At 34.4% G+C, this 21,325-nt stretch carries 19 protein-coding genes; 2 read left to right on the forward strand and 17 right to left on the reverse strand.

The window, feature by feature from the left end; genetic code table 11:
• The first annotated feature begins 19 nt into the window (after positions 1 to 19).
• Positions 20 to 628, forward strand: a complete 609-nt coding sequence (locus HMPREF9071_RS05565) for a YigZ family protein (RefSeq protein WP_009745616.1) — start codon at positions 20 to 22, stop codon at positions 626 to 628.
• Between the two features lie 4 nt (positions 629 to 632).
• Positions 633 to 1,706: a chorismate synthase gene (gene aroC, locus HMPREF9071_RS05570; protein ID WP_009745617.1), complete on the forward strand. Its 1,074-nt coding sequence runs from the start codon at positions 633 to 635 to the stop codon at positions 1,704 to 1,706.
• Here aroC and uvrB read toward each other — a convergent pair.
• The 17 genes from uvrB to HMPREF9071_RS05655 form a co-directional block, all read right to left on the reverse strand.
• The gene (uvrB, locus tag HMPREF9071_RS05575) at positions 1,688 to 3,691 is read right to left on the reverse strand and encodes an excinuclease ABC subunit UvrB (RefSeq protein WP_009745618.1); all 2,004 of its coding nucleotides are present in this window, start codon (positions 3,689 to 3,691) and stop codon (positions 1,688 to 1,690) included. The two genes, aroC and uvrB, sit on opposite strands and share 19 nt — an antisense overlap.
• Positions 3,688 to 4,761 (reverse strand): GDP-L-fucose synthase, encoded by a 1,074-nt coding sequence (locus HMPREF9071_RS05580; RefSeq protein ID WP_009745619.1) that lies wholly within the window; start codon positions 4,759 to 4,761, stop codon positions 3,688 to 3,690. Before HMPREF9071_RS05580 ends, uvrB begins: the two co-directional genes overlap by 4 nt.
• A gap of 88 nt (positions 4,762 to 4,849) precedes the next feature.
• Positions 4,850 to 6,019 carry a metallophosphoesterase gene (locus HMPREF9071_RS05585; RefSeq protein WP_009745620.1) on the reverse strand — a complete coding sequence of 390 codons (1,170 nt, stop codon included), beginning with the start codon at positions 6,017 to 6,019 and terminating at the stop codon, positions 4,850 to 4,852.
• Positions 6,020 to 6,044: 25 nt separating this feature from the next.
• Complete coding sequence (locus HMPREF9071_RS05590; protein WP_009745621.1) at positions 6,045 to 6,590, reverse strand: hypothetical protein; 546 nt, start codon at positions 6,588 to 6,590, stop codon at positions 6,045 to 6,047.
• Positions 6,591 to 6,623: 33 nt separating this feature from the next.
• Complete coding sequence (locus HMPREF9071_RS05595) at positions 6,624 to 7,868, reverse strand: NAD(P)/FAD-dependent oxidoreductase (protein WP_009745622.1); 1,245 nt, start codon at positions 7,866 to 7,868, stop codon at positions 6,624 to 6,626.
• A 1-nt stretch (position 7,869) separates the two neighbouring features.
• Positions 7,870 to 8,628, reverse strand: a complete 759-nt coding sequence (locus tag HMPREF9071_RS05600; protein ID WP_009745623.1) for a glycosyltransferase family 2 protein — start codon at positions 8,626 to 8,628, stop codon at positions 7,870 to 7,872.
• A 16-nt stretch (positions 8,629 to 8,644) separates the two neighbouring features.
• Positions 8,645 to 9,622 carry a glycosyltransferase family 2 protein gene (locus HMPREF9071_RS05605; RefSeq protein ID WP_009745624.1) on the reverse strand — a complete coding sequence of 326 codons (978 nt, stop codon included), beginning with the start codon at positions 9,620 to 9,622 and terminating at the stop codon, positions 8,645 to 8,647.
• A 5-nt stretch (positions 9,623 to 9,627) separates the two neighbouring features.
• Entirely contained in the window at positions 9,628 to 10,788 is a 1,161-nt protein-coding gene (locus HMPREF9071_RS05610) for a glycosyltransferase family 1 protein (RefSeq protein ID WP_009745625.1), read from the reverse strand.
• Complete coding sequence (wzy, locus tag HMPREF9071_RS05615; protein WP_009745626.1) at positions 10,785 to 11,978, reverse strand: oligosaccharide repeat unit polymerase; 1,194 nt, start codon at positions 11,976 to 11,978, stop codon at positions 10,785 to 10,787. Before wzy ends, HMPREF9071_RS05610 begins: the two co-directional genes overlap by 4 nt.
• A gap of 2 nt (positions 11,979 to 11,980) precedes the next feature.
• Positions 11,981 to 12,991, reverse strand: a complete 1,011-nt coding sequence (locus HMPREF9071_RS05620) for a glycosyltransferase family 2 protein (RefSeq protein ID WP_009745627.1) — start codon at positions 12,989 to 12,991, stop codon at positions 11,981 to 11,983.
• Complete coding sequence (locus HMPREF9071_RS05625) at positions 12,988 to 14,217, reverse strand: oligosaccharide flippase family protein (RefSeq protein ID WP_009745628.1); 1,230 nt, start codon at positions 14,215 to 14,217, stop codon at positions 12,988 to 12,990. The genes HMPREF9071_RS05620 and HMPREF9071_RS05625 overlap by 4 nt, the downstream gene beginning before the upstream one ends.
• Before the next feature lie 4 nt (positions 14,218 to 14,221).
• The gene (gene glf, locus HMPREF9071_RS05630; protein WP_009745629.1) at positions 14,222 to 15,325 is read right to left on the reverse strand and encodes a UDP-galactopyranose mutase; all 1,104 of its coding nucleotides are present in this window, start codon (positions 15,323 to 15,325) and stop codon (positions 14,222 to 14,224) included.
• Complete coding sequence (locus tag HMPREF9071_RS05635; protein ID WP_009745630.1) at positions 15,325 to 16,182, reverse strand: NAD-dependent epimerase/dehydratase family protein; 858 nt, start codon at positions 16,180 to 16,182, stop codon at positions 15,325 to 15,327. Before HMPREF9071_RS05635 ends, glf begins: the two co-directional genes overlap by 1 nt.
• Before the next feature lie 15 nt (positions 16,183 to 16,197).
• Positions 16,198 to 17,517 (reverse strand): UDP-glucose/GDP-mannose dehydrogenase family protein, encoded by a 1,320-nt coding sequence (locus HMPREF9071_RS05640; RefSeq protein ID WP_009745631.1) that lies wholly within the window; start codon positions 17,515 to 17,517, stop codon positions 16,198 to 16,200.
• 82 nt (positions 17,518 to 17,599) lie between these two features.
• Positions 17,600 to 18,586: a 6-phosphofructokinase gene (pfkA, locus tag HMPREF9071_RS05645; RefSeq protein WP_009745632.1), complete on the reverse strand. Its 987-nt coding sequence runs from the start codon at positions 18,584 to 18,586 to the stop codon at positions 17,600 to 17,602.
• A 111-nt stretch (positions 18,587 to 18,697) separates the two neighbouring features.
• Positions 18,698 to 20,458: an ABC transporter ATP-binding protein gene (locus HMPREF9071_RS05650; RefSeq protein ID WP_009745633.1), complete on the reverse strand. Its 1,761-nt coding sequence runs from the start codon at positions 20,456 to 20,458 to the stop codon at positions 18,698 to 18,700.
• A gap of 42 nt (positions 20,459 to 20,500) precedes the next feature.
• Positions 20,501 to 21,211, reverse strand: a complete 711-nt coding sequence (locus tag HMPREF9071_RS05655) for a DUF6261 family protein (RefSeq protein WP_009745634.1) — start codon at positions 21,209 to 21,211, stop codon at positions 20,501 to 20,503.
• Positions 21,212 to 21,325 lie beyond the last annotated feature (114 nt).

The following is a 21,325-nucleotide window of genomic DNA, read 5'->3' on the forward strand; positions in this document are numbered from 1 at the left end:
ATAATTCTCTATATAAGAAATGAAAGATACTTATAGAACTATTATAAAACCTGTTACCGATATTATCTATAAGGATAAGAGCAGTAAGTTTATAGGTTATTTGTACCCTGTTACTACCGAAAAGGAGGTAAAAAAGTACTTGGAGGCGGTTAAGAAAGAACACTTTTCAGCACGGCACTGGTGCTATGCCTATCAGTTGGGCAAAGAGCACTTTACCTATAGAGCGAATGACGATGGAGAACCCAGTGGTACAGCAGGGCTACCTATCTACAGGCAGATACAGTCCTTTGAGCTGACCAATGTACTACTGATCATAGTGCGCTACTTTGGTGGGATCAAGTTGGGGGTAAGTGGCCTTATTACTGCCTACAAAACCACTGCTCAGCTCACTCTTCAAGAGGCTGAAATAGAGGAACGCACCATTGACCTTACCTACCAAATTGTCTTTGATTACAAGGATATGAATAAGGTGATGAAAATCATCAAGGATAGGAATCTCACCATTGTTTCACAGACTATGGAGATGAACTGTACGCTCCTTGTAGAGGTACGTAAGGCTGAAGCCAGCTATGTAGAACAGCTTTTTGAGCAGCTTTATGAAGTTACTATTGAAAAATTAGAAGATTAGGACTATGGCAGGAAATACATTTGGACATTTGTTTAGACTCACTACCTTTGGTGAATCACACGGATCCGCTATAGGAGGAGTGATTGATGGTTGCCCTACGGGAATCGCATTGGACTTTGAGCAAATACAGAGAGAGCTTGATAGGCGTCGGCCTGGGCAGTCGGCTATCGTAACCCAACGTAAGGAAGCTGATAAGGTACAGTTTCTTTCGGGTATCTTTGAGGGAAAGACCACAGGGGTACCTATTGGGTTTATCATAGCCAATACCCAACAACATTCCCAAGACTATGATCATTTGAAGGACTTATATCGTCCCTCTCACGCGGATTATGTGTATGAACAGAAATACGGCTTGCGCGACCATCGTGGAGGCGGACGTAGTTCTGCACGGGAAACAGCCGTTCGCGTAGTGGCAGGAGCTATCGCCAAGCAGTTCCTGAAAGGCATAAAAATTACAGCCTATGTATCAGCCGTAGGGGAGCTATCATTACCTGAAGAGGATTATAGTCAGCTTGATTTTTCTCAAATAGAAAAGAATCCTGTACGCTGTCCAGACCCTGTATTAGCAGCGCAAATGGAGGCTTATATCAGGGAGGTACGCAAGGACGGAGATACAGTTGGAGGTATTGTTTCTTGTGTAATACAAGGCGTGCCTGTAGGATTGGGCGAACCCGTTTTTGACCGCTTACATGGTGAGTTGGGTAAGGCCATGCTTTCTATCAATGCCGTAAAAGGTTTTGACTACGGAGGGGGATTCGCTTCTACTAGAAAAAGAGGAAGCCAAAACAACGATATATTCCTACCTGATGGCACGACTCGTACCAACTACTCAGGGGGCATACAAGGGGGCATTTCCAATGGAATGGATATCTATTTCCGTGTAGCCTTCAAGCCGGTGGCAACGCTTATGCAGGAGCAAGAGACGATCAATAGGGCAGGGGAGGTGGTGCAGTTCCAAGGAAAAGGCAGACATGACCCCTGTGTAGTACCTCGTGCGGTACCCATCGTAGAGGCGATGTCTGCCTTGGTGCTTGCTGATTATCTTTTGATACACAATGCCTATAAGGAGCTTGCTTGAAGCTTTTCCTGAAGTTCCTTGAGTAGGTCTCGATAGTGCGCCGCTTGAATGAAGTCCAATTCTTTGGAAGCTGCTTCCATCAGCTTGCGAGTTTGCTGTATTTCCTTTTCGAGTTCCTCACGACTCATTGGCTTGGTAGAGGTAGTTTCTTTCTTTTTTGGTGTATTCTCGTAGTGAAATTCCGTAATAGGGCTTTTGCTGAGTGCGTTTTCAATCCTTTTATGGAGTGGTTGGGGGGTGATGCCGTGGGTAAGGTTATAGTTCATTTGTTTTTCCCTTCGGTAGGCGGTTTCCTCAATGGTCACACGCATACTATCGGTGATTTTGTCGGCATACATAATGGCACGCCCATTAATATTACGTGCAGCACGTCCTACGGTCTGGGTCATCGAACGAGCCGAACGCAAGAAGCCTTCCTTATCAGCATCCAAGATAGCTACCAAGGATACTTCTGGGAGGTCTAATCCTTCCCTGAGCAGGTTCACTCCTATAAGTACGTCAAAAAGCCCTTTTCTAAGGTCTTGCATAATCTCAATACGCTCCAGCGTATCCACATCACTATGCACATAGCGGCAACGTACCTCCATCTTGGTTAGGTACTTAGTCAGCTCCTCGGCCATGCGTTTGGTTAGGGTGGTGACTAATACGCGCTGATCTTCCTCTACACACTTCTGTATCTCTTCCAAAAGATCGTCTATCTGGTTTTTGCTGGGGCGTACCTCTATCTTAGGGTCTAACAAGCCAGTAGGACGAATGACTTGTTCCACATATATCCCTCCGCTCTTCTGTAATTCATAATCTGTGGGGGTTGCACTCACATAGATTACCTGATTTTGCAAGGCTTCGAACTCCTCAAACTTGAGTGGACGGTTGTCCATGGCCGCGGGAAGTCGGAATCCATATTCTACAAGGTTTTCTTTTCTACTCCTATCGCCTCCATACATCGCACGTACTTGTGGTATGGTGGCGTGGCTCTCATCAATGACCATAAGAAAATCCTTTGGAAAATAGTCTATTAAGCAGAACGGGCGACTTCCAGGAGGGCGCCTGTCCAAGTAGCGGGAATAATTCTCTATGCCAGAGCAATAACCTAATTCACGTATCATCTCCAGATCAAAATTAGTACGTTCCTCCAGCCGCTTTGCTTCTAAGGTTTTCCCTGCCGATTGGAAAAACTCAATTTGCTTGACCAAATCGTCCTGAATATCCTTGATAGCTGCTTGTAACACATCGGGAGAAGTTACAAACATATTGGCTGGATAGATGTTGATTTTCTCCAACCGTTCTATGGTCTTATTCGTCTCACGGTCAAAGGTCTCTATTAGTTCGATTTCATTGCCGAAGAAATGCACCCTAAGAGGTGTTTCGCTATAACCGGGAAAGACATCAATCACATCGCCCTTTACCCTGAAATTACCATGTAGGAAGTCGGCTGTAGTACGTGCATAGAGGCTCTGTACGAGTTGGTGCATAAACTTGGTACGTGTAAGAGTCTGTCCCTCCCCTATAGAGATAACATTCTTCTGGAACTCCAAGGGATTCCCAATGCCATACAGGCAGGACACGGAGGCTACTACCAGCACATCCCTTCGCCCTGAGAGTAGGGCAGAGGTGGTACTCAGGCGCATACGCTCAATATCCTCATTGATGGACAAGTCTTTTTCTATATACACTCCCGTAACGGGTATATATGCTTCTGGCTGATAGTAATCATAATAAGAGACGAAGTATTCTACTGCATTGTTAGGGAAGAAAGCCTTAAACTCATTATAGAGCTGAGCGGCAAGGGTCTTATTATGTGCCAAGACCAAGGTAGGCACCTGTACTTGCTCCACTACATTGGCGATGGTAAAGGTTTTCCCAGAGCCAGTAACCCCTAAGAGTGTTTGATATTTCTCTTGATCATTGATGCCACTGACCAAAGAAGCAATTGCACCGGGCTGGTCGCCCATAGGCTTAAAATCGGATATTAATTGGAATTTCATTTCAGGTAATGTTCATACATCATCTTAACGCCCTTTTCTAAGGAAATAGTATGTTTCCACCCCAAGTTGTTTAGTTTAGTAGGGTCAGTGAGTTTCTTCATGGTACCATCGGGTTTGGAATTATCAAAAGCTATCACACCTTTGTAACCGATTGTTTCACGAATGAGATCAGAAAGTGCTTTAACACTTAGATCGGATCCAGTACCTATATTGATATGTGTGTTGCGTACCTCTTTGCTATCGGCTGCATAAGTATCCTTGAAGTTGATGTGTTCCATGATAAAGACACAAGCATCTGCCATATCCTCACTCCATAGAAATTCTCTAAGTGGTGTACCTGTACCCCAAAGTATCACCTTATCTCTTAGTATTCCATATTTGGAAAGAATATCAATGATATCTTCTTTCTTGCTTTCTCCGGTGATATATCCTTCAATAGGACGTTTGTTAAGATCTTTTTTGATAGCCTGCCAATCGTCCTCCAAAAGAGCTTTAGCTAAATGAATTTTGCGAATCATAGCGGGGAGTACATGAGAACGTTCCAAATCAAAATTATCATTAGGTCCGTAGAGATTAGTAGGCATCACTGAAATAAAATTGGTACCATATTGTAGGTTATAACTTTCACACATCTTGATACCCGCAATTTTGGCAATAGCATAAGGCTCATTGGTATATTCCAGTGGAGAGGTGAGTAAGCAGTTTTCAGACATAGGCTGGGGAGCCTCTTTAGGGTAAATGCATGTGCTACCTAAGAAAAGAAGTTTTTTCACCTCATTCTCATAAGCGGCATGAATTACATTATTCTGAATCATTAAGTTCTCGTAGATAAAATCGGCACGATAAGTATTATTAGCCATGATACCTCCTACTTTAGCAGCTGCTAAGAACACATATTCAGGCTTTTCCTTATCAAAGAAAGCATTGACTGCTTCTGTGTTACGTAGGTCTAATTCAGTATGAGTACGACCTATAAGGTGCGTATACCCCTTGTTTTTAAGGTTTTTCCAAATAGCAGATCCCACCAAGCCTCGGTGTCCTGCTACATAGATTTTTGCATTTTTGTTCATAATAGAGATAATTAAAAAATCAATTTAGAATAACAAAGAAAGTATCCCAAATTGATTTTCATAATTGTTAGTTATAATTTATAAATGGTTAATCATCATCAACTTCCTTAGCACGTTCTTTTATTGCAGATTTTTGTCCATTAATATCTACCATATATTCTTGTCCATTTTCGATAAGTAATCCTTGGGTAGTCCCTTGGGCATGAAGTACATCAAGATCAATCACTTGCTTATCCATGAGGTAAGTTACTGATTCATGAAGTGTGTGACCAATAACAAACTTTTTAGCTCCCATATTCTTAGCGATGGCAGCAAACTCATTTTTATCTATACTTTCCTTCCCGTAACCACGATACCACATTGGGCTTTTTCCACGCATATAAACAATAGCACGCATAGGATCAACTCCTGCTTTTTCCTCTACATTACTGAAATAATAGCCTCTGGCAAACTTATTAATTCCCTCTACCCCGAGGTTGAGATCACTCACTTCTTTTGAAATACCTGCATGAATAAAGATATAGTCTCCTATTTTTTCTAAGATATTTTTAGTAGCTAACCATCGTCCTAACTCTGTATTGGGTTTATATAAATTATAGTACTCTTCTCCCATGAGCTTGGCATCTTCAAGGTATTTCTTACGAGTATAACGAAAATCATTTTTCATATTCATAAGGTCATGATTTCCTAAAACGAAATGCACTTTACCCCCAACCTTTTCAGCTTGTTCTTCCAAGGAGTAGATAAGCCAGAGTGTCTGACTGACTAACAAACCACGATCAAAGAAATCTCCTACAGTCACCAAGTGCCCCTTACCAAAAGTCCATTTGTAATTCTTATCCATTACTTTATTGTTTATAAGGAATTGTTTGAACTCATGGAAGCGTCCTTCTATATCGGAGATGGCAATGAGTTTTTCAGGCATAGGGTATACAGAGGGTTGATTCTGCAATAATTCTTGTACCTTAAAAGTAAAATGATCTTTATCATCTACATAACATTTAAGTTTTCTCCCGGCAATAGAGTTTTTGAAAGTCTCTACTTTAACATAGGCTTTATTGTCTTTTTCAAGAATTTGTTTTACGACTGCTTCCGTCTCCGTATAGAAGATGTAAGGTCCGTCATAACCTGCTTTTGAGGTGTCAGTTTTCAACCTTTTTTCAGAAAAATGCACTTTTGTTTGAGCATTTACAAATAAGTTGCTGCCTAAGGTAAGTAACCCCATAGTGACAGCATACATAAAATTAAATCTTCTCATAAGATTAATATGAATTTGTGTTTTATTATACTATATTGTTATATTTTTCTTCTATTTCCTCAATGTTAATAGGTTCTAAACTATTCAAGTCTGTTTTATAAAAGGAGTTGAGCTTAGAAAAGTAGGCATCAATAGTAACATTAAGTTGTTCGGTAACATTTTTCCAACGGGCTATAAACCAGTTGGTAAAGATAGACTGTTTCTCTTGTTGGTATTCAATAAGTAGGTCTTCAATTTCGTTTTCCTCTAGCTCTGTTTCGTACAATAGGTCTTCCAAATCCTCTTCCTCTATGACAAACTTATCCGAGGGAAAATGCTTTTCTATTCTTTGAGTAGGGAGAAATAGAATATCTGAAATCATTTTGCTCCCTTTCCCTAAAGCATAGAAGAAAATAGTTAGTTCTTTATGGTCGTATTCAAAGCAAAAAGCCACCACATCAGTCCCTTCTTTTCCTTTGAAATAAGGAATAGAAGTGCTTGTAAGTAGATTTTTCAAATCTTCCTCTAAGATAGGAGAGTATTTTTCCAAATCACTTATGAAGAGATATCTTAGCTTTTGTGTGAGTTGCATAAGGATAGATTTTGAGGCAAAGGTACGAATTATTTATGATATTAATAATTTTTTAGCTAAATCTTTTGCTTCTATAATATTATCTTCAATCGAACAATAAGTCCAACTTCCATAGCGTCCAATAGAATAGATATTATCTTGGGCCAGCTGTTTTTTATATTTTTCTACACTTTGTATTCCTTTTTGATTAATATGAACATAGGCAGGATCCATAACAACAGAGTGATAATCTATAAGTTCTTCATCTTTTACTACACCTATTTTTTTTAAATCATCAAGAACTTTTAGCAAATATTTTTGTTCATTTTCTATGATAAAGTCGTTTGGAAATCCCATTTCTATATACAGAGACATCTTTGGAGTTCCTAAGATATTATCATAGTACCCCATACGATAGAAACAAACATCTTTATTAGGAATGTACACCCAACTACTTTTTGTATCAGTTCCTTTTTTATTGAAACCTAAATTGAAGACTAATACTTTGTTCCAAGTAAAATATTCCTTAGTATAAGAAATATCACAAAGTTCTAATAATAAAGGGAAAGGTATAGTAGAAATTAGGTTATCATACTTTATTTCTCGTTTGTTTGTGTAAGCAATTTTGTTATAAGTATCTATCTTTACCACTTTTTCATTCAAAGAAACTTTAGTATCATCAACATTCTTATAAAGTGAATTAATATATTCAATAGCTCCTCCTGTAGGATATACAAAGTACTCATTATAAGATGTATTTGCTTGTTCTTTGAAATTTAAAATAATTTCTTCTTTATTAGCTTTAGGGAAGAACCTACCCATGGCATCAGCATCTAAACTATTTAGATCACAAGCATAAAGTTTTTCATTGTATGGAATGAGAAATTTTTCAGCAATACTTCTGCCTAATTTGGCATATACCATGTCTTTGAAAGATTTTATATCCCCATATTCGTCTGCTTTAAATAAGTCATATAAACAATCTATAAATTCCTCTTTTTCAAGTTGATGTATGTTTTTTTGAAAAGGAAAATCAATATATTTACCTTTATATAGAATTTTTGTATTTTTCTTTACCTTTTTAAGTGTTTTAGGATCTATGTACTTACATATCAATTCCTTTAATTTTTCATCCCTAAAATGGAAAAAATGACCTGAATAGTCCCAAACAAACTCTCCTCTTTTTACAGTTTTACAATATCCACCAATCTCATTGGTAGCTTCTACTATGCAATAATGATTATTGGTAAATGTAGCATACGAAATACCAGATACACCGGCACCTATAATTAAATCCATATTATTTTCTATATTTTAAGAAACCATTTATAGCCCAGCAGCTTAAATAGTATAAACTTTTTATTAAACCTAATTTTTCAACTTTGTAATAAACCATGAACTGAGGTTTAATTACCTTCTTTTTATTTCCTGTAGTACTGCTCGCAAAAACACGATAGGATGCTAAAATATCTGTATTTCCATAAGCTATTTTTATTTTCTTGAGTGCTTGTAGCCAAAATACAAAATCATCTCTTAAACTTTTAAGTTCTTCTTTAAAATACTGTTCTCCTACTTGTGTTTTATCATATAAAGCCGTGAGACAAGAGATAGAACATGTCTTTAATAAATCAGTGTAAATTACAGATCTTGGCACAATAAAAGGATTTAGTTTCTTTTCTCCCTTTTCGTCTATTCGTCTATAAGAAGAGAATACTAAGGCTGCATTTTTCTCTTTTAAAAAGTCAATTTGCTTTTCTAAGAAATTATTATCCCACAAATCATCTGTATCAAGAAAACAAATATACTGCCCGACAGTGTTCCTAAGAGCATTATTTCTTGCGGCAGCTGATCCAGCATTGGGTTGATTGATTAGTTTTATTCGTTTGTCCTTTTGAGTATATTCTTTTACAATCTCAGCACAATTATCTTTTGAGCCATCATTTACAATAATCATTTCCCAATTCTTATATGTTTGAGATATCACTGAATCAATGGTTAGCCCTACATATTTTTCTGCATTATACATTGGGGTAATAATAGACACTAAATTTTGTTCCATGAGAATAGATTTTAAATTATTTATAATTTTTTTTAAACCATCTGTAAGATTTGTAAATAAATCTTGTGATAAAGGGCATTCGTAATAACATAAAGCTTAATGTTATTTTTTGGAATATACCATATCCATTATCATTAAAAATATATTTAAATTTATTTGTTTCAGGATATATAGTATAGAAATATTTTGTATAAGAACTATCTAGAACAAACATTTTTTTCCAAAATATAACCATTGTTCTAAACTCATTAGTGTATTTTTTATTGCTTGATTTTAGTATATCTTCGAATATTTGTAAGGCCTTTATGGCATCTTTCATATGAGAATCATTCATCTGTTTAGTAATAGACTGTGAGTTATATTGCACATAATGAAAAAGAGCTTTTGGTACATAAGATATTTTAGCAGTAAGTAGAAATAAACGTAATAAATAATCATAATCTTCCCCCATATTTATTTCTCTTGGAAGAAGTTGATGTTTTAGATAAAACTCCCTACGAATAAGGGTACGACACATACTGGGACGTATTCTCCCAAGCAATATACTTTTTATATTATAATCTATATCTTTCTTGAATATTTCTTTTGTGTAGTATTCTTTATTAGAAAAAGTAATAAAATAATCAGAAACAGCAACATCTGTATTTTCTTCATTAATTTTTTCAAAAAGAGTACTTACTATATTGGGTTCTACCCAATCATCCGAATCAGTATTAAGTACAAAATCTCCTTGAGCTTCAAGCATACCCCTAAGTCGAGTTTTTGCAAGTCCTATATTCTGTTCATTTTCTAATAATCTAACATCTTCTTTGCGAGGACTTTTTTCGATTATGGTCTTTAATATTTTGAAACTATTATCAGGAGTAGCATCATTTATAAAAATATACTCAATAGAATCAAAATCTTGGTTTAGTAGAGCCATAGTGCAACGTTCTATAAAAGACTCCACTTTATAAATAGGGATAATAATAGATACTTTATAATGTTTTTCCATAATAGCTAAAGTAAATTCATTTTTATAAGTTGTTCTTTAAGTTGTTCAGAAATAGAAGAAATATTCATTTTTTTCTGGATAGTATCAAAATCAAAAACTAAATCTTCTTTTTTTAGAGTTTCTATGATTTTTGCCATTTCTTCTACAGAATCTACTAAAAAACCAAAAGTTCCAAATTTTTCAAAGATATAACTAAAATAACTATTTCTGATAGCAATAATAGGTTTTTTCATGCTTATAGCGTCCATAATAGCACCACTGGCTATAAGTTTGTAAGAATTCTTAGGATAAAAGAATAAGATAATATCTAATTCTTGTGTTCGCTTTTCTAATTCTTCTCTATCAATAGCATTAATTCCCTTGTTATTAGGGAGGTCTATATCCATACTATTAATGATATTCATGTCATAGAAAATTCTTCCAGTAATAGAGAATCTTACTTTGGATTTATCTACTAAGTGATATAATTTACAAAAATCATCTCCCCCTTTTATTTTAGAAAATACACCTACAGTACCTACTTTTAATTGTTTGTTTGGGGTATATGAATAATGAGTATTATTAAAAAAATAGGAGTGGTCTACAGAGATAAATGCTTTTCCAATATTATTAGGGACTGTTTCTCTCATATGTTGTAATATTGCATCCCCCATTACAACAAACTTTATTTTGGGATGTACTTGGATGTTTTTATTTAAGAAAAAATGATGAGCAAATTTCCACAACAAACTATTCAATAGCCCATATTGTTTTATATCTGAAATTAAGAACTCCATTTCTCCATGACAGAAAATAAGTATATTTCTATTAAATAGTTTATTTATAAAATTCATACTTCTTACAGCCATTAGATTATTATAGTTAAATACTAAAAGCTCTTTTTTACTAGCAAAGGTGATAAAATATAAATTATAAAAAAAACTAAATATAAATACAAAAAAAGAACGAATACCAGAAGAAGCTATAGGAAGAGGGAGTTTTTTTGTTCTTAAAGAGGAAGAGTTAGTATGATTTTGGGCTAACACATCAAGTACTTCATTCATATTATTCTTTTCACCATAAAAAATGATATTTGAATAGAAATTACCTAACATAGCTAATAAGGAAGCATTAAAAATAATATGTTGTGTATTGGTACAAACAGTATCTATATATTTTACTTTCATCTTGTATAGAGTTTATTTAAAGTATTAAAAAAAAGTAATGTTATAAAAAACATAATAACTGTTATTAAAACAAAGAAATATTCACTTGATACTCCACTTAAGGTAGGATAAAGCAATAAGAGATAAGAAAGTTCTGTATTATAATCAAAATTTACTCTTCGAAATATTAAATATATTAACAAAGATATAATGAATATAGTTATCATATTATTTACAAGAACTAAAGGAGATTTATATAAGGAAAAAATAAGGATGCCTGTAGTTCCTAACATGAAAGAAGTACCAATAGGAGTATTAGGTTTTAAGTGTCTTTCAGGTGTATATCTATCATCTTTTGCATAAGCTGTATTTATAGCAATTAACATAGATTTTTGATAAAAATCAGGATCAAAATATTGAGCTAATAATATATATTTGGGTGCATCATCTATTAGAAAAGCAGCATTAGAGAAACTTGATAATCTACCCACTAATTTCCCTGTTATTAACCTTCCGGGGTCTAATTTTTCTTCCTCATATTGTACATTTCTTATAAGGTCTCTTTGTGTATAGGCAAATTCTACAAGAGCAGGAAATAGAAAAGCCATAATAATAGCTATAGGAATTCTTTTCTTTATAAAAGAGATAATAATACTATAATACTTTATAATAAACAATAAAGCAATAGTATTTATAACACCAAAGGAACCTTTTAACATCCCTATTAGTGCCATTAGGAAAGCTATTAATAAGGAAGTTTTCAATTTTTCTTTGGGAAGAAACAATATTAAAAAACCTCCCCATAATACTATATCAAACCGTAAAAGTATTTGTATAAACAACTTTATAAATGGGGAAGCCTGATAAGGTGGAGCTCCTACTCTGTTTACCCCAAATACAATAATAATAAAAATATGAGACAGTAGTATTATAATAACAAAAGGCTCTATTAGTTTTGTGTTTATGTAGACTTTTTTTAGAATATTCCTTTTGTTCTTAAAATATTTATAGATTTTCCACTGAATCCAATAAGGGATAAGACAAAGTATAAATATAATGCTTAGAATAGTTGTGTTAAGTCTAGTAGGTACATTTAAAAAATCACCATTATACTCCTGTGTGGTAAGAACATATATATAGCTTATTGTTACATAAAGGATATTTATAAAAAAAATGAGCCTAATAGCTTTATAATTTTCAGTTTTTTGCATTTCTAATGTTTAATAACTTTCTTTATTGTTCTATAGAAAAATATCGCATTCCAAAAAATGAAAAAAGGAAATAAATTATATAAAGTAATAGTATTTTTATTGTTGAAAAAGCGATAATATTTAGTGTTTTTTACAAATAAATTCCATTTATCCAACTCTGATTTTGCTTTTAGGTAGCTTAAATTACTTAATATAATATAATATAGATTAAATAAATCTTTTAGTTTAGATAAAATACAATATAACTGAATAGATTCGGTATTTTTTTCATATGTTATGATTTTGTCATAAGTATACTCTAATACTCTCTTTAATTGTTCTCTATTCTTAATATAATTCTCTATAGAAACACTTTGTCCTTCTCTTCCTATAAAATAGCAATACAAGTTAACATCACAATAATATATGCTTTTTACTAATAACATAGGAATAATAGCTAATATAGTATCTGTATAAAAAGCCCTTTCAGGTAGTTTAATTTCTAAACTTTTAAAGAAAGATGTTTTAAATGTAGTACGATGCATCTCTAAGAGACTCCTATCAGAAAGGAAAGATCTATCTATAGTTTTAATATCATATAATTTGTTAGAAGGTAAAGAATGGAGCTTATAAGATTCTGTTCTGTTTTCAAAAATAAATTCTTTTGTGTAATTTGTTAGTATTAAATCTACATCTAAGTTTGATAATCTTTCCAAAAAAACTTTGAAAGAATCTTTATTAAACCAATCATCAGAGTCTAAAAGTTTAAAATATTTTCCTGTAGCGAGTTCTAATCCCTTATTTATAGCAGAACTATGTCCACCATTCTCTTTATTAATTACAATAAATGTATTAGGGTATCTCTGAGCATATTCCTGAGCTATAGATATAGAGTTATCAGGACTCCCATCAATGACTATTAAGACCTCTAATATCTCCATATATTCATCAATGGTTAATGAATTTAGACATTTAGGTAAGTATTCTTCTGTATTGTATACAGGAACAGTTATAGTAAGTAATTTATCGTTCATAAATATATTATTATTTTTCTTCTTCTAACATAGATATATGCTATTATAGAAACTAATGATTCTACTACTACATTGGTAGCAGTAAGTGTATATAGAGATATAGAATCAAATCCATAGAGCATTGAAACAATTAATAAATAAAAAAAGGCTGATAAAAAGACAATCCTTGTAAATGCTTTATTATACCCAAAAGGTAATAAGGTTAATATCATTAATACATTACTTATTCCTATAATAGGTACTGTTAAGAATAAAATTCTTAAAACAGTTTCATTTCCTCCAAAAAAAGTTACTATTTGATGAGAAAATAGGAAAACTATTAAGTACAAAACAACATTCATAAGAATTGTACCTTTGAGAACTTTCTTTAAAAAGGCTTTATTTTTTTCTAAGGATATCTTAGGATATAAAACCTGATTAATCATGCTTTGAGGAACTTTCCCCATATTAGTTATTTTCTCAGCTAAGTCATAATAAGTAACCTCTCGCATACCTAAAAAGTGACCAATAATAATCTTATTGGCATTTACATATATCTGAATAGAAACATTAGATATAAATAAATGATAAGATGATTTTATATATTCAATAAGTGTTTTTAAAGGAACTTTTATTAATTGTAATTTGTATCTTCCATATAATAAAGAGAAACTAATAATTCCCGCCAAAAGAGACCCTATTCCATTCAGTAAAGGGAAAAATAAATAGTCATTAGGTGATTTTATAAATACAAAAATCATTCCTATAAACAAAACACGTATTCCAAAATTGATAAAAGTAATATATTTCATTTCTTCTATTCCTTGAAAAAACCAAGTAGGAAATAGAATTTCATTGAGACATATCCAAAAGGACAAATAGTATAAGCTATAATCCATTTTGGAAGTATAAAACATATAACATGATATTAATAATAATGAAATTATTAGAAATAATGTCTTGATAATAGTTACTGCACTAACAATTTCACATAATTTCTTAGGGTTATCTCTATGCAAGCTAATATCTCTTGCTGCTGTGAAATTAAAACCAAAAACAACTAAGATATTGAAATAGGCTACTACAGCCTGAGCGAATACAACGGTTCCATACATTATCTCTCCTAAAGTTCTTACTAAATAAGGATAAGTAATTAAAGGAGTAATTAATGAGAGTATTTGCAAAACAGATAAATAAGAGAAATTTTCAATAATCTTTTTATGTTGCTTTAGTTTGTCAAATATCATCCTATCAGCTATTTATAGTTTTAACTCTTTGTAAGGCTGAAGCTATTACCTGATGCATGTCATAATATCTATATTCAGCCAATCGCCCTCCAAAGATGACATTGGTTAGAGTAGAAGCCTTTTCTTTATACTTATTATATAATTCTTGATTAGCTGTATTGTTTACAGGGTAATAAGCCTCTTTTTCTTTATTCCAAGTCTGTGAGTATTCTTTGGTGATAACGGTATGTTTCTGTTTTCCAAACTCAAAGTGCTTATGTTCTACTATACGAGTATAAGGAGTCTCAGCATCTGTATAATTCATTCCTGCACATCCTTGGAAGTTTTCCATCTCTAAAACATCTGTCTCAAATCGTAAGGAGCGGTATTCTAATTCCCCAAAACAATATTCAAAATATTCATCTATCTTACCTGTATATACTACAGTATGAGCCAAACTATCATAATGGTTCTTATTTTCAAGATAATCAACTCCTGTTCTTGTTTCAATACCCTTAAGCATATTTTCTATAATGATATTATAACCTCCTATAGGAATTCCTTGGTAACGATCATTAAAGTAATTATTATCAAAAATATATCTGATAGGAAGTCGCTTGATAATAAAGGCCGGTAACTCTGTCGCAGGACGTCCCCATTGTTTTTCTGTATATCCCTTGATAAGAGTTTCATACACATCACGTCCCACCAATGACAGTGCTTGCTCCTCTAAGTTTTGAACGGAGGTTATACCACTTTCTTTAATCTGTTTTTCTATGATTTGTTGTGCTTCATTGGGTGTAGTAACCCCCCATAATTGATAAAAGGTATTCATATTGAAAGGTAGGTTATACAATTTACCTTTATAGTTTGCTACAGGGCTATATATAAAATGATTAAACTCTGCAAACTGATTTACATAATTCCAAATATCTTTATCATTAGTATGGAAAATATGAGGGCCATATTGGTGAACTTGTATTCCTTCTATCTCTCTGCAATATATATTTCCCCCTAAATGCTCCCTTTTATCTATAACTAAGCACTTTTTTCCTTTCTTAGTCATTTCACAAGCAAATACGGAACCAAAAAGCCCAGCTCCTACAACTAAATAATCATATTCTTTCATTACCAGTTATTATTTCTCAATTCTTCTATAAACTCTTTAATATGTCTTTTGGCTTTCCAACCCAGTGCTTCTGTCTTTTGAGTAACCACCTCAGCTGTCATGCGATTTCCCTTACGCTCAGGAAGCATTCGGATCTCTCCCCCAAATAATTTAGCTATCTCTAAGACAGTATAAGTTTCGGGGCTTCCTATACCAAAACCATCACCATTACCTTTTTCTCCTACGATAAGTAATCCAGATACTATATCCTCAATATGAGTAAAGTTGCGTTGTTGTGTGCCAGGGCTTACTACAGTGAGAGGTTCTCCTTTTTTCATCTTCTCAGTAAAGAGTGCTATAAGAGTGGCATACTTACCAGTATGGATCTCACGCTTACCATAAACATTGTAAAAATAAACAATAGCATACTCTAAACCATACCAATTACCATAATTTTTCACTAACTCTGTGTTGGATGATTTACTCCAAGCATAAGGACTTTGATCTTTACCTATACCTCCATCCCCAAACTTAGTACTACTGCCTGCATATACGAGTTTGCAATGGTGTTTGCGGCAGAATTCTAATACTTTTAGTGTTCCTATTTTGTTAAATAACAATACCTTGTCAATATCATCAAAACTTTGTTCTACTCGTGAGTATTCTCCTAAGTGATAGACAAGGTCAGGGGTAAAGTCAATCAGTTCAAAGATATGTTCGGTACTCCCTTCTATATAAGCGACCCCTTCTACATGATTCTCTCGACTTCCAGTGAAGTAGTTATCTAATGAATATACTTGATTTTTAGAGTCTTTAGCTAAGGCTTCACAAAGGTTGGAACCTACAAAGCCTGCCCCTCCAGTTACTAATATTTTCATATCTGTTACCTAAACTTAAACGCCTATTTGTATATATTCAAATCCTTTGTTGGATAAATCAAAAGCATTGTATTGATTACGTCCATCAAAGATTACTTTCTCTTTTAATAATTTACCAATTTCCTCAAAGTCAGGTACACGGAATTCTTTCCATTCAGTAAGGAGTAAAAGGGCATCAGATCCTTTGAGGGCATCATACTTGCTGTCTACGTATGTTACAGCTACACCTTTTAGATAGCACACTTTGGCTTCATGTACTGCCTTAGGGTCGTATGCTTGTATCTTAGCGCCTCGTTTTACTAATTCCTTGATGATATAGATAGCAGGAGCTTCTCGCATATCATCTGTTTCTGGTTTGAAGGATAATCCCCATACAGCAAAGGTTCTTCCAGAGAGATCTTCTCCATATTTTTTTACTACCTTTTGAGCAATCACATATTTTTGCCGATTATTAACATTGTCTACAGATTCTATAAGCTCAGCTTTGTAATTGACTTCTTCAGCTAATTTTTTAAGGGCTAACACATCCTTTGGAAAACAAGACCCTCCGTATCCACAACCAGGATAGATAAAACTGTAGCCAATACGACTATCAGATCCTATCCCTATACGTACTTTATTTACATCGGCTTCTACACGCTCACAGATATTGGCAATTTCATTCATAAACGATATTTTAGTAGCCAACATGGAATTAGCAGCATATTTGGTCATTTCAGCTGAACGAATATCCATAGGAATAAAACCATCATGCTGCATAAAGAAAGGGGCATAGAGTGCCTTCATTTGGCTTAAAGCATAGTCATTATCAACCCCCACTACTACTCGGTCAGGTTTCATAAAGTCCTGAATGGCTTTTCCTTCTTTGAGAAACTCTGGGTTGGATACTACATGGAATTCATAAGAAACACCTCGCTTATCTAAGGCTCTTTGCACGGTAGTACGAACCTTATCAGCAGTACCTACAGGAACCGTAGATTTGTCTACAATGATGAGCTTTCCCTCCATAGTCTCTCCAATGGATTGTGCTACAGAAAGTACATATTGTAAGTCAGCAGAACCATCATCTCCCATAGGAGTGCCTACTGCTATAAAGGCTATCTCTGCATCTTTGATAGCTTCACTTATTTCTGTAGTAAAGAACAAATTCTTATTGGCTACATTGCTAAGTACCATGGTCTCCAAACCTGGTTCATAGATAGGAATAATCCCTTTTTTAAGGTTTTCTATTTTTTCTTTATTGACATCTACACAGGTAACTTTATTTCCCATTTCAGCAAAACAAGTACCTGATACTAAACCGACGTACCCCGTACCAATAACAACTATTTTCATATTAATGATATTTTTGGCAAAGTTACAAAAATAATTTAATAAAAGATCTTTCTCTTGATATTTTCACTCAAAACTTTCAAGGCTATACACTCATAATCTCCGCAATACGGATAAGGTCAGGATCGAGCTTGCTATCTCCTCCTTTGATAGCCTTTTCCAAGGGGGTGAGGTCTATTTTATCATTATTGATCCCCACCATATAGTTTGATTTTCCTTCCAAGAGAGATTCTACTGCTTTTACTCCCATACGACTTGCTAGTACACGATCAAAACAAGAAGGTGCTCCTCCGCGCTGGATATGTCCCAGTACAGTTACACGGATATCATAGTCGGGATTTCGTTCCTCTACATATTTTTTAAGTTCAAATACATTTTTTCCTGTAGTATCTCCTTCAGCGACTACAATAATATTGGACATTTTTCCTTTGTTACGATTGATATCTATTTCATTAACCAATTCTTCTAAGGTATTATGTTGTTCAGGGATAAGAATTTTCTCTGCTCCTCCTCCAATACCTGAGTTTAGGGCAATGAAACCTGCATCACGTCCCATTACTTCAATGAAGAACATTCGGTTATGAGAACTTGCTGTATCACGAATTTTGTCAATGGCTTCCACTACAGTATTGAGTGCCGTATCATAGCCAAGTGTACAGGTAGTTCCATAAATGTCATTATCAATAGTACCGGGTATCCCCATGACAGGAAAACCAAATTCTTGATTGAAACGCAAAGCCCCTGTAAAGGAGCCATCTCCTCCAATAACTACAAGAGCATCTACTCCTGCTGCAATAAGATTTTCGTGAGCCTTTCTGCGTCCTTCAGAAGTTTGAAAATCCTTTGACCGCGCTGACTTAAGGAAAGTACCCCCACGATTGATGAGGTTACGTACACTACGGGCATCCAAAGGAGTAAAATCATTTTCAATCATTCCTTGATAACCTCGATATACTCCTAATACTTCTACTTGGTAGTAAGCGCATGTACGTACTACAGAACGTATAGCAGCATTCATTCCTGGTGCATCTCCTCCTGAGGTAAGAACAGCTATTTTTTTGATGTCTGTCATAATCTTTATTAATTAGTGTTTTTTGGAGGCAAAATTACGGAAAAAATCAATAGTACCTCCTAAAAAGAAAGTTTTTTCTATAATTTATTTTTATTCATATTTCTTAAGGCACTATTCAGTAGCAAACTGCATGTCATACAAGTTCTTATAGTATCCGTTAGAGATTTTAAGGAGTTGTTCATGAGTGCCTTCTTCTACAATGTTTCCTTTGTCCATTACAATAATTTTGTCAGCTTTACGTATAGTGGAAAGGCGGTGGGCGATTACAATAGAAGTTCGTCCTTGAGTAATTTTCTCTGTGGCTTGCTGCAAGAGTTTTTCAGAATGTGAATCCACTGAAGCAGTTGCCTCATCTAAGATAAGGATTTTAGGTTTGTGTACGTATGCGCGAAGGAAAGAAATTAATTGGCGCTGTCCAACAGATAGAACGGCACCTCGTTCTTTCACATCAAAGAGGTAGCCATTGGGGAGCTGTTCTATAAAATCATGGATACCAATCTCTCTGGCAGCTTCCTTTACTTGCTCTAAAGTAATATGCTCATCTCCCAAAGTAATATTATAGAAGATGCTATCTGCAAAAAGAAATACATCTTGAAGAACAACACCTATCTGTTTGCGATAGTTCTCTAAATTATAATCGTTGCAATCAATTCCATCAATGAGTATTTTTCCCGAATTAGCTTTGTAAAAACGTGAGAGAAGTTGTATGACTGTGGATTTACCTGCTCCAGTAGCCCCTACGATGGCAATAGTTTCTCCTTGAGTTGCTGAGAAGCTAATACCATGAAGTATTTCTTCATCTTTCTTATAACCAAAGGTAACCTTATCGAAACGAATGTTTCCTTCTATGTCTCGGCAAATACCCCTACTAAAATCTTCTATGTTTTCGTTGTCTTCTTCCATAATATCAAAAACACGTCCGGAAGCGACCATTCCCATTTGTAATACAGTAAATTTGTCCGCAATATGGCGTAATGGACGATAGAGTTCCTGTACTAATTGAACAAACATGAAAATTACCCCTAAACTCGCCATTTCATGCTTGACAACTTGTAAGCCTCCATACCAGATGACCAAAGCGATCGCTAAAGAGCTCAATACTTCAGCGATAGGGAAATAAATAGAGTTCTGGAGGATGTTGCGAAGCCACGCTTTTTTATGTTTTTCGTTGATTTCTTGGAAAGCCTTATACTCCTGCTCTTCACGATTGAATAGTTGTACTACCTTGATACCACTGATGCGCTCCTGAACAAAAGAATTTAAGTTGGCTACCTCCCTACGAATGTCTGTAAAGGCTGCTTTGCTTGCTTTTTGGAAGAGATGTGTAGCGTAAATAATAATTGGTAAAGTCAGGAAGGTAAGTAGCGATAATTTCCAATCGGTTAGTAGCATCAATGACATAATGAGAAGCATTTTGAGTATATCTGAGATAATCTCAAAGAGTCCTGCACTAAAAATCTCTCCAATACGCTCTAAATCATTTACAGCACGCGTAATAAGTACCCCAACTGAAGATTGGTTGTGGTATTTCATATTGAAGCGAAGCATGAGCGAAAATAACTTTTTTCGGATGTCATAAATGACCGCTTGACCTATCCATCCTGAATAGTAAGCAAAGGAAATCTGAGAGATGATTTCCGATAATAGAATTCCTATCAGGAGCAAACTAGCATATAATAAGCCGTCATAATCCTTGGGAACAATATAATTATTAATAATTTCTTTGGATATATAAGCTCTTAGAGAACTTGCTCCAGAGATAAATATTGCCAAAAATGACACCAAGCCAAACATCCATTTGTAAGGCTTGGTATGTCCAAAGAGTTTTTTCAATATATCTGTATCGTTGTTTTTAGTTTTTTGTTGGGACATTTTGTTTGTATGATTATCAAGGAAAGTTATTGAATACTTTGCTTATCTGCGAGCCAACATATCCGAATAGTATTTGCGGCTATTATTGAGTACTTCTAAGGTTTTGGTATAGAAGGGATCCTCTTTTACATTGGTAACAGCTAATATGTAATTGGCAGTATTTTGATAAATATCTGTAAGTTCTTTGCGAATTTCTTTTACGCTGAGAGTCTCTTTTTGTAGAGATTGTAGGGAACGCTTGTTGAAAATCTCATTGAAAGCTGTATTGGATTTCTCCAGTTCGTTTACAAAGCCAACTATATATAAGGTATCTACATCATCACTGTATTCATTGGAGCGTAATTGACTGATAAGTGTATGTAGGCGGCTGGTTCTGCCTTCATAACTATCTTGAACGACTCCTTTGTAGTTGTCAAAAACGAGCTTCAGTGCGTGGTAGGCTTTTTGTTGGTTTTCCGTTTTAGCATTTTTATAAGGTCTGATACTATCTTTGAGTGCTTGGAAATCAGCGTTGCGTACCTTGTTCAGTTCGCTTATCTTTTTGGATTCTTCTTTAGCTCTTACCTGTTCGAGTGCCTTAGCATAAGTGTCGGATTTGCTTTTAAGAGATTTGAAAAGATTTTTGAGAACCTCATCGGTGTCCAAGGAAAGCCCAGAACCTTGAAAATCTTCAAAGAGGCGAGTGAGAAATTGCTTGAACTCTGCATTTTTTACACGGAAAAGGTCAAGCCTAACTAATGAATATTTTTTCATATCTTATGTAGTAATTTAAAAAGGAATAGCTTTTTCTATATTAAAAATCGTCCCAGAAAGATTGTTTTTAAAATTATTTTTTCTTTTTAATAAATATTTTTCTAATAATCAGAA

The sequence above is a fragment of the Capnocytophaga sp. oral taxon 338 str. F0234 genome (assembly GCF_000192225.1).
In the GTDB taxonomy this organism is placed as follows: Bacteria; Bacteroidota; Bacteroidia; order Flavobacteriales; family Flavobacteriaceae; genus Capnocytophaga.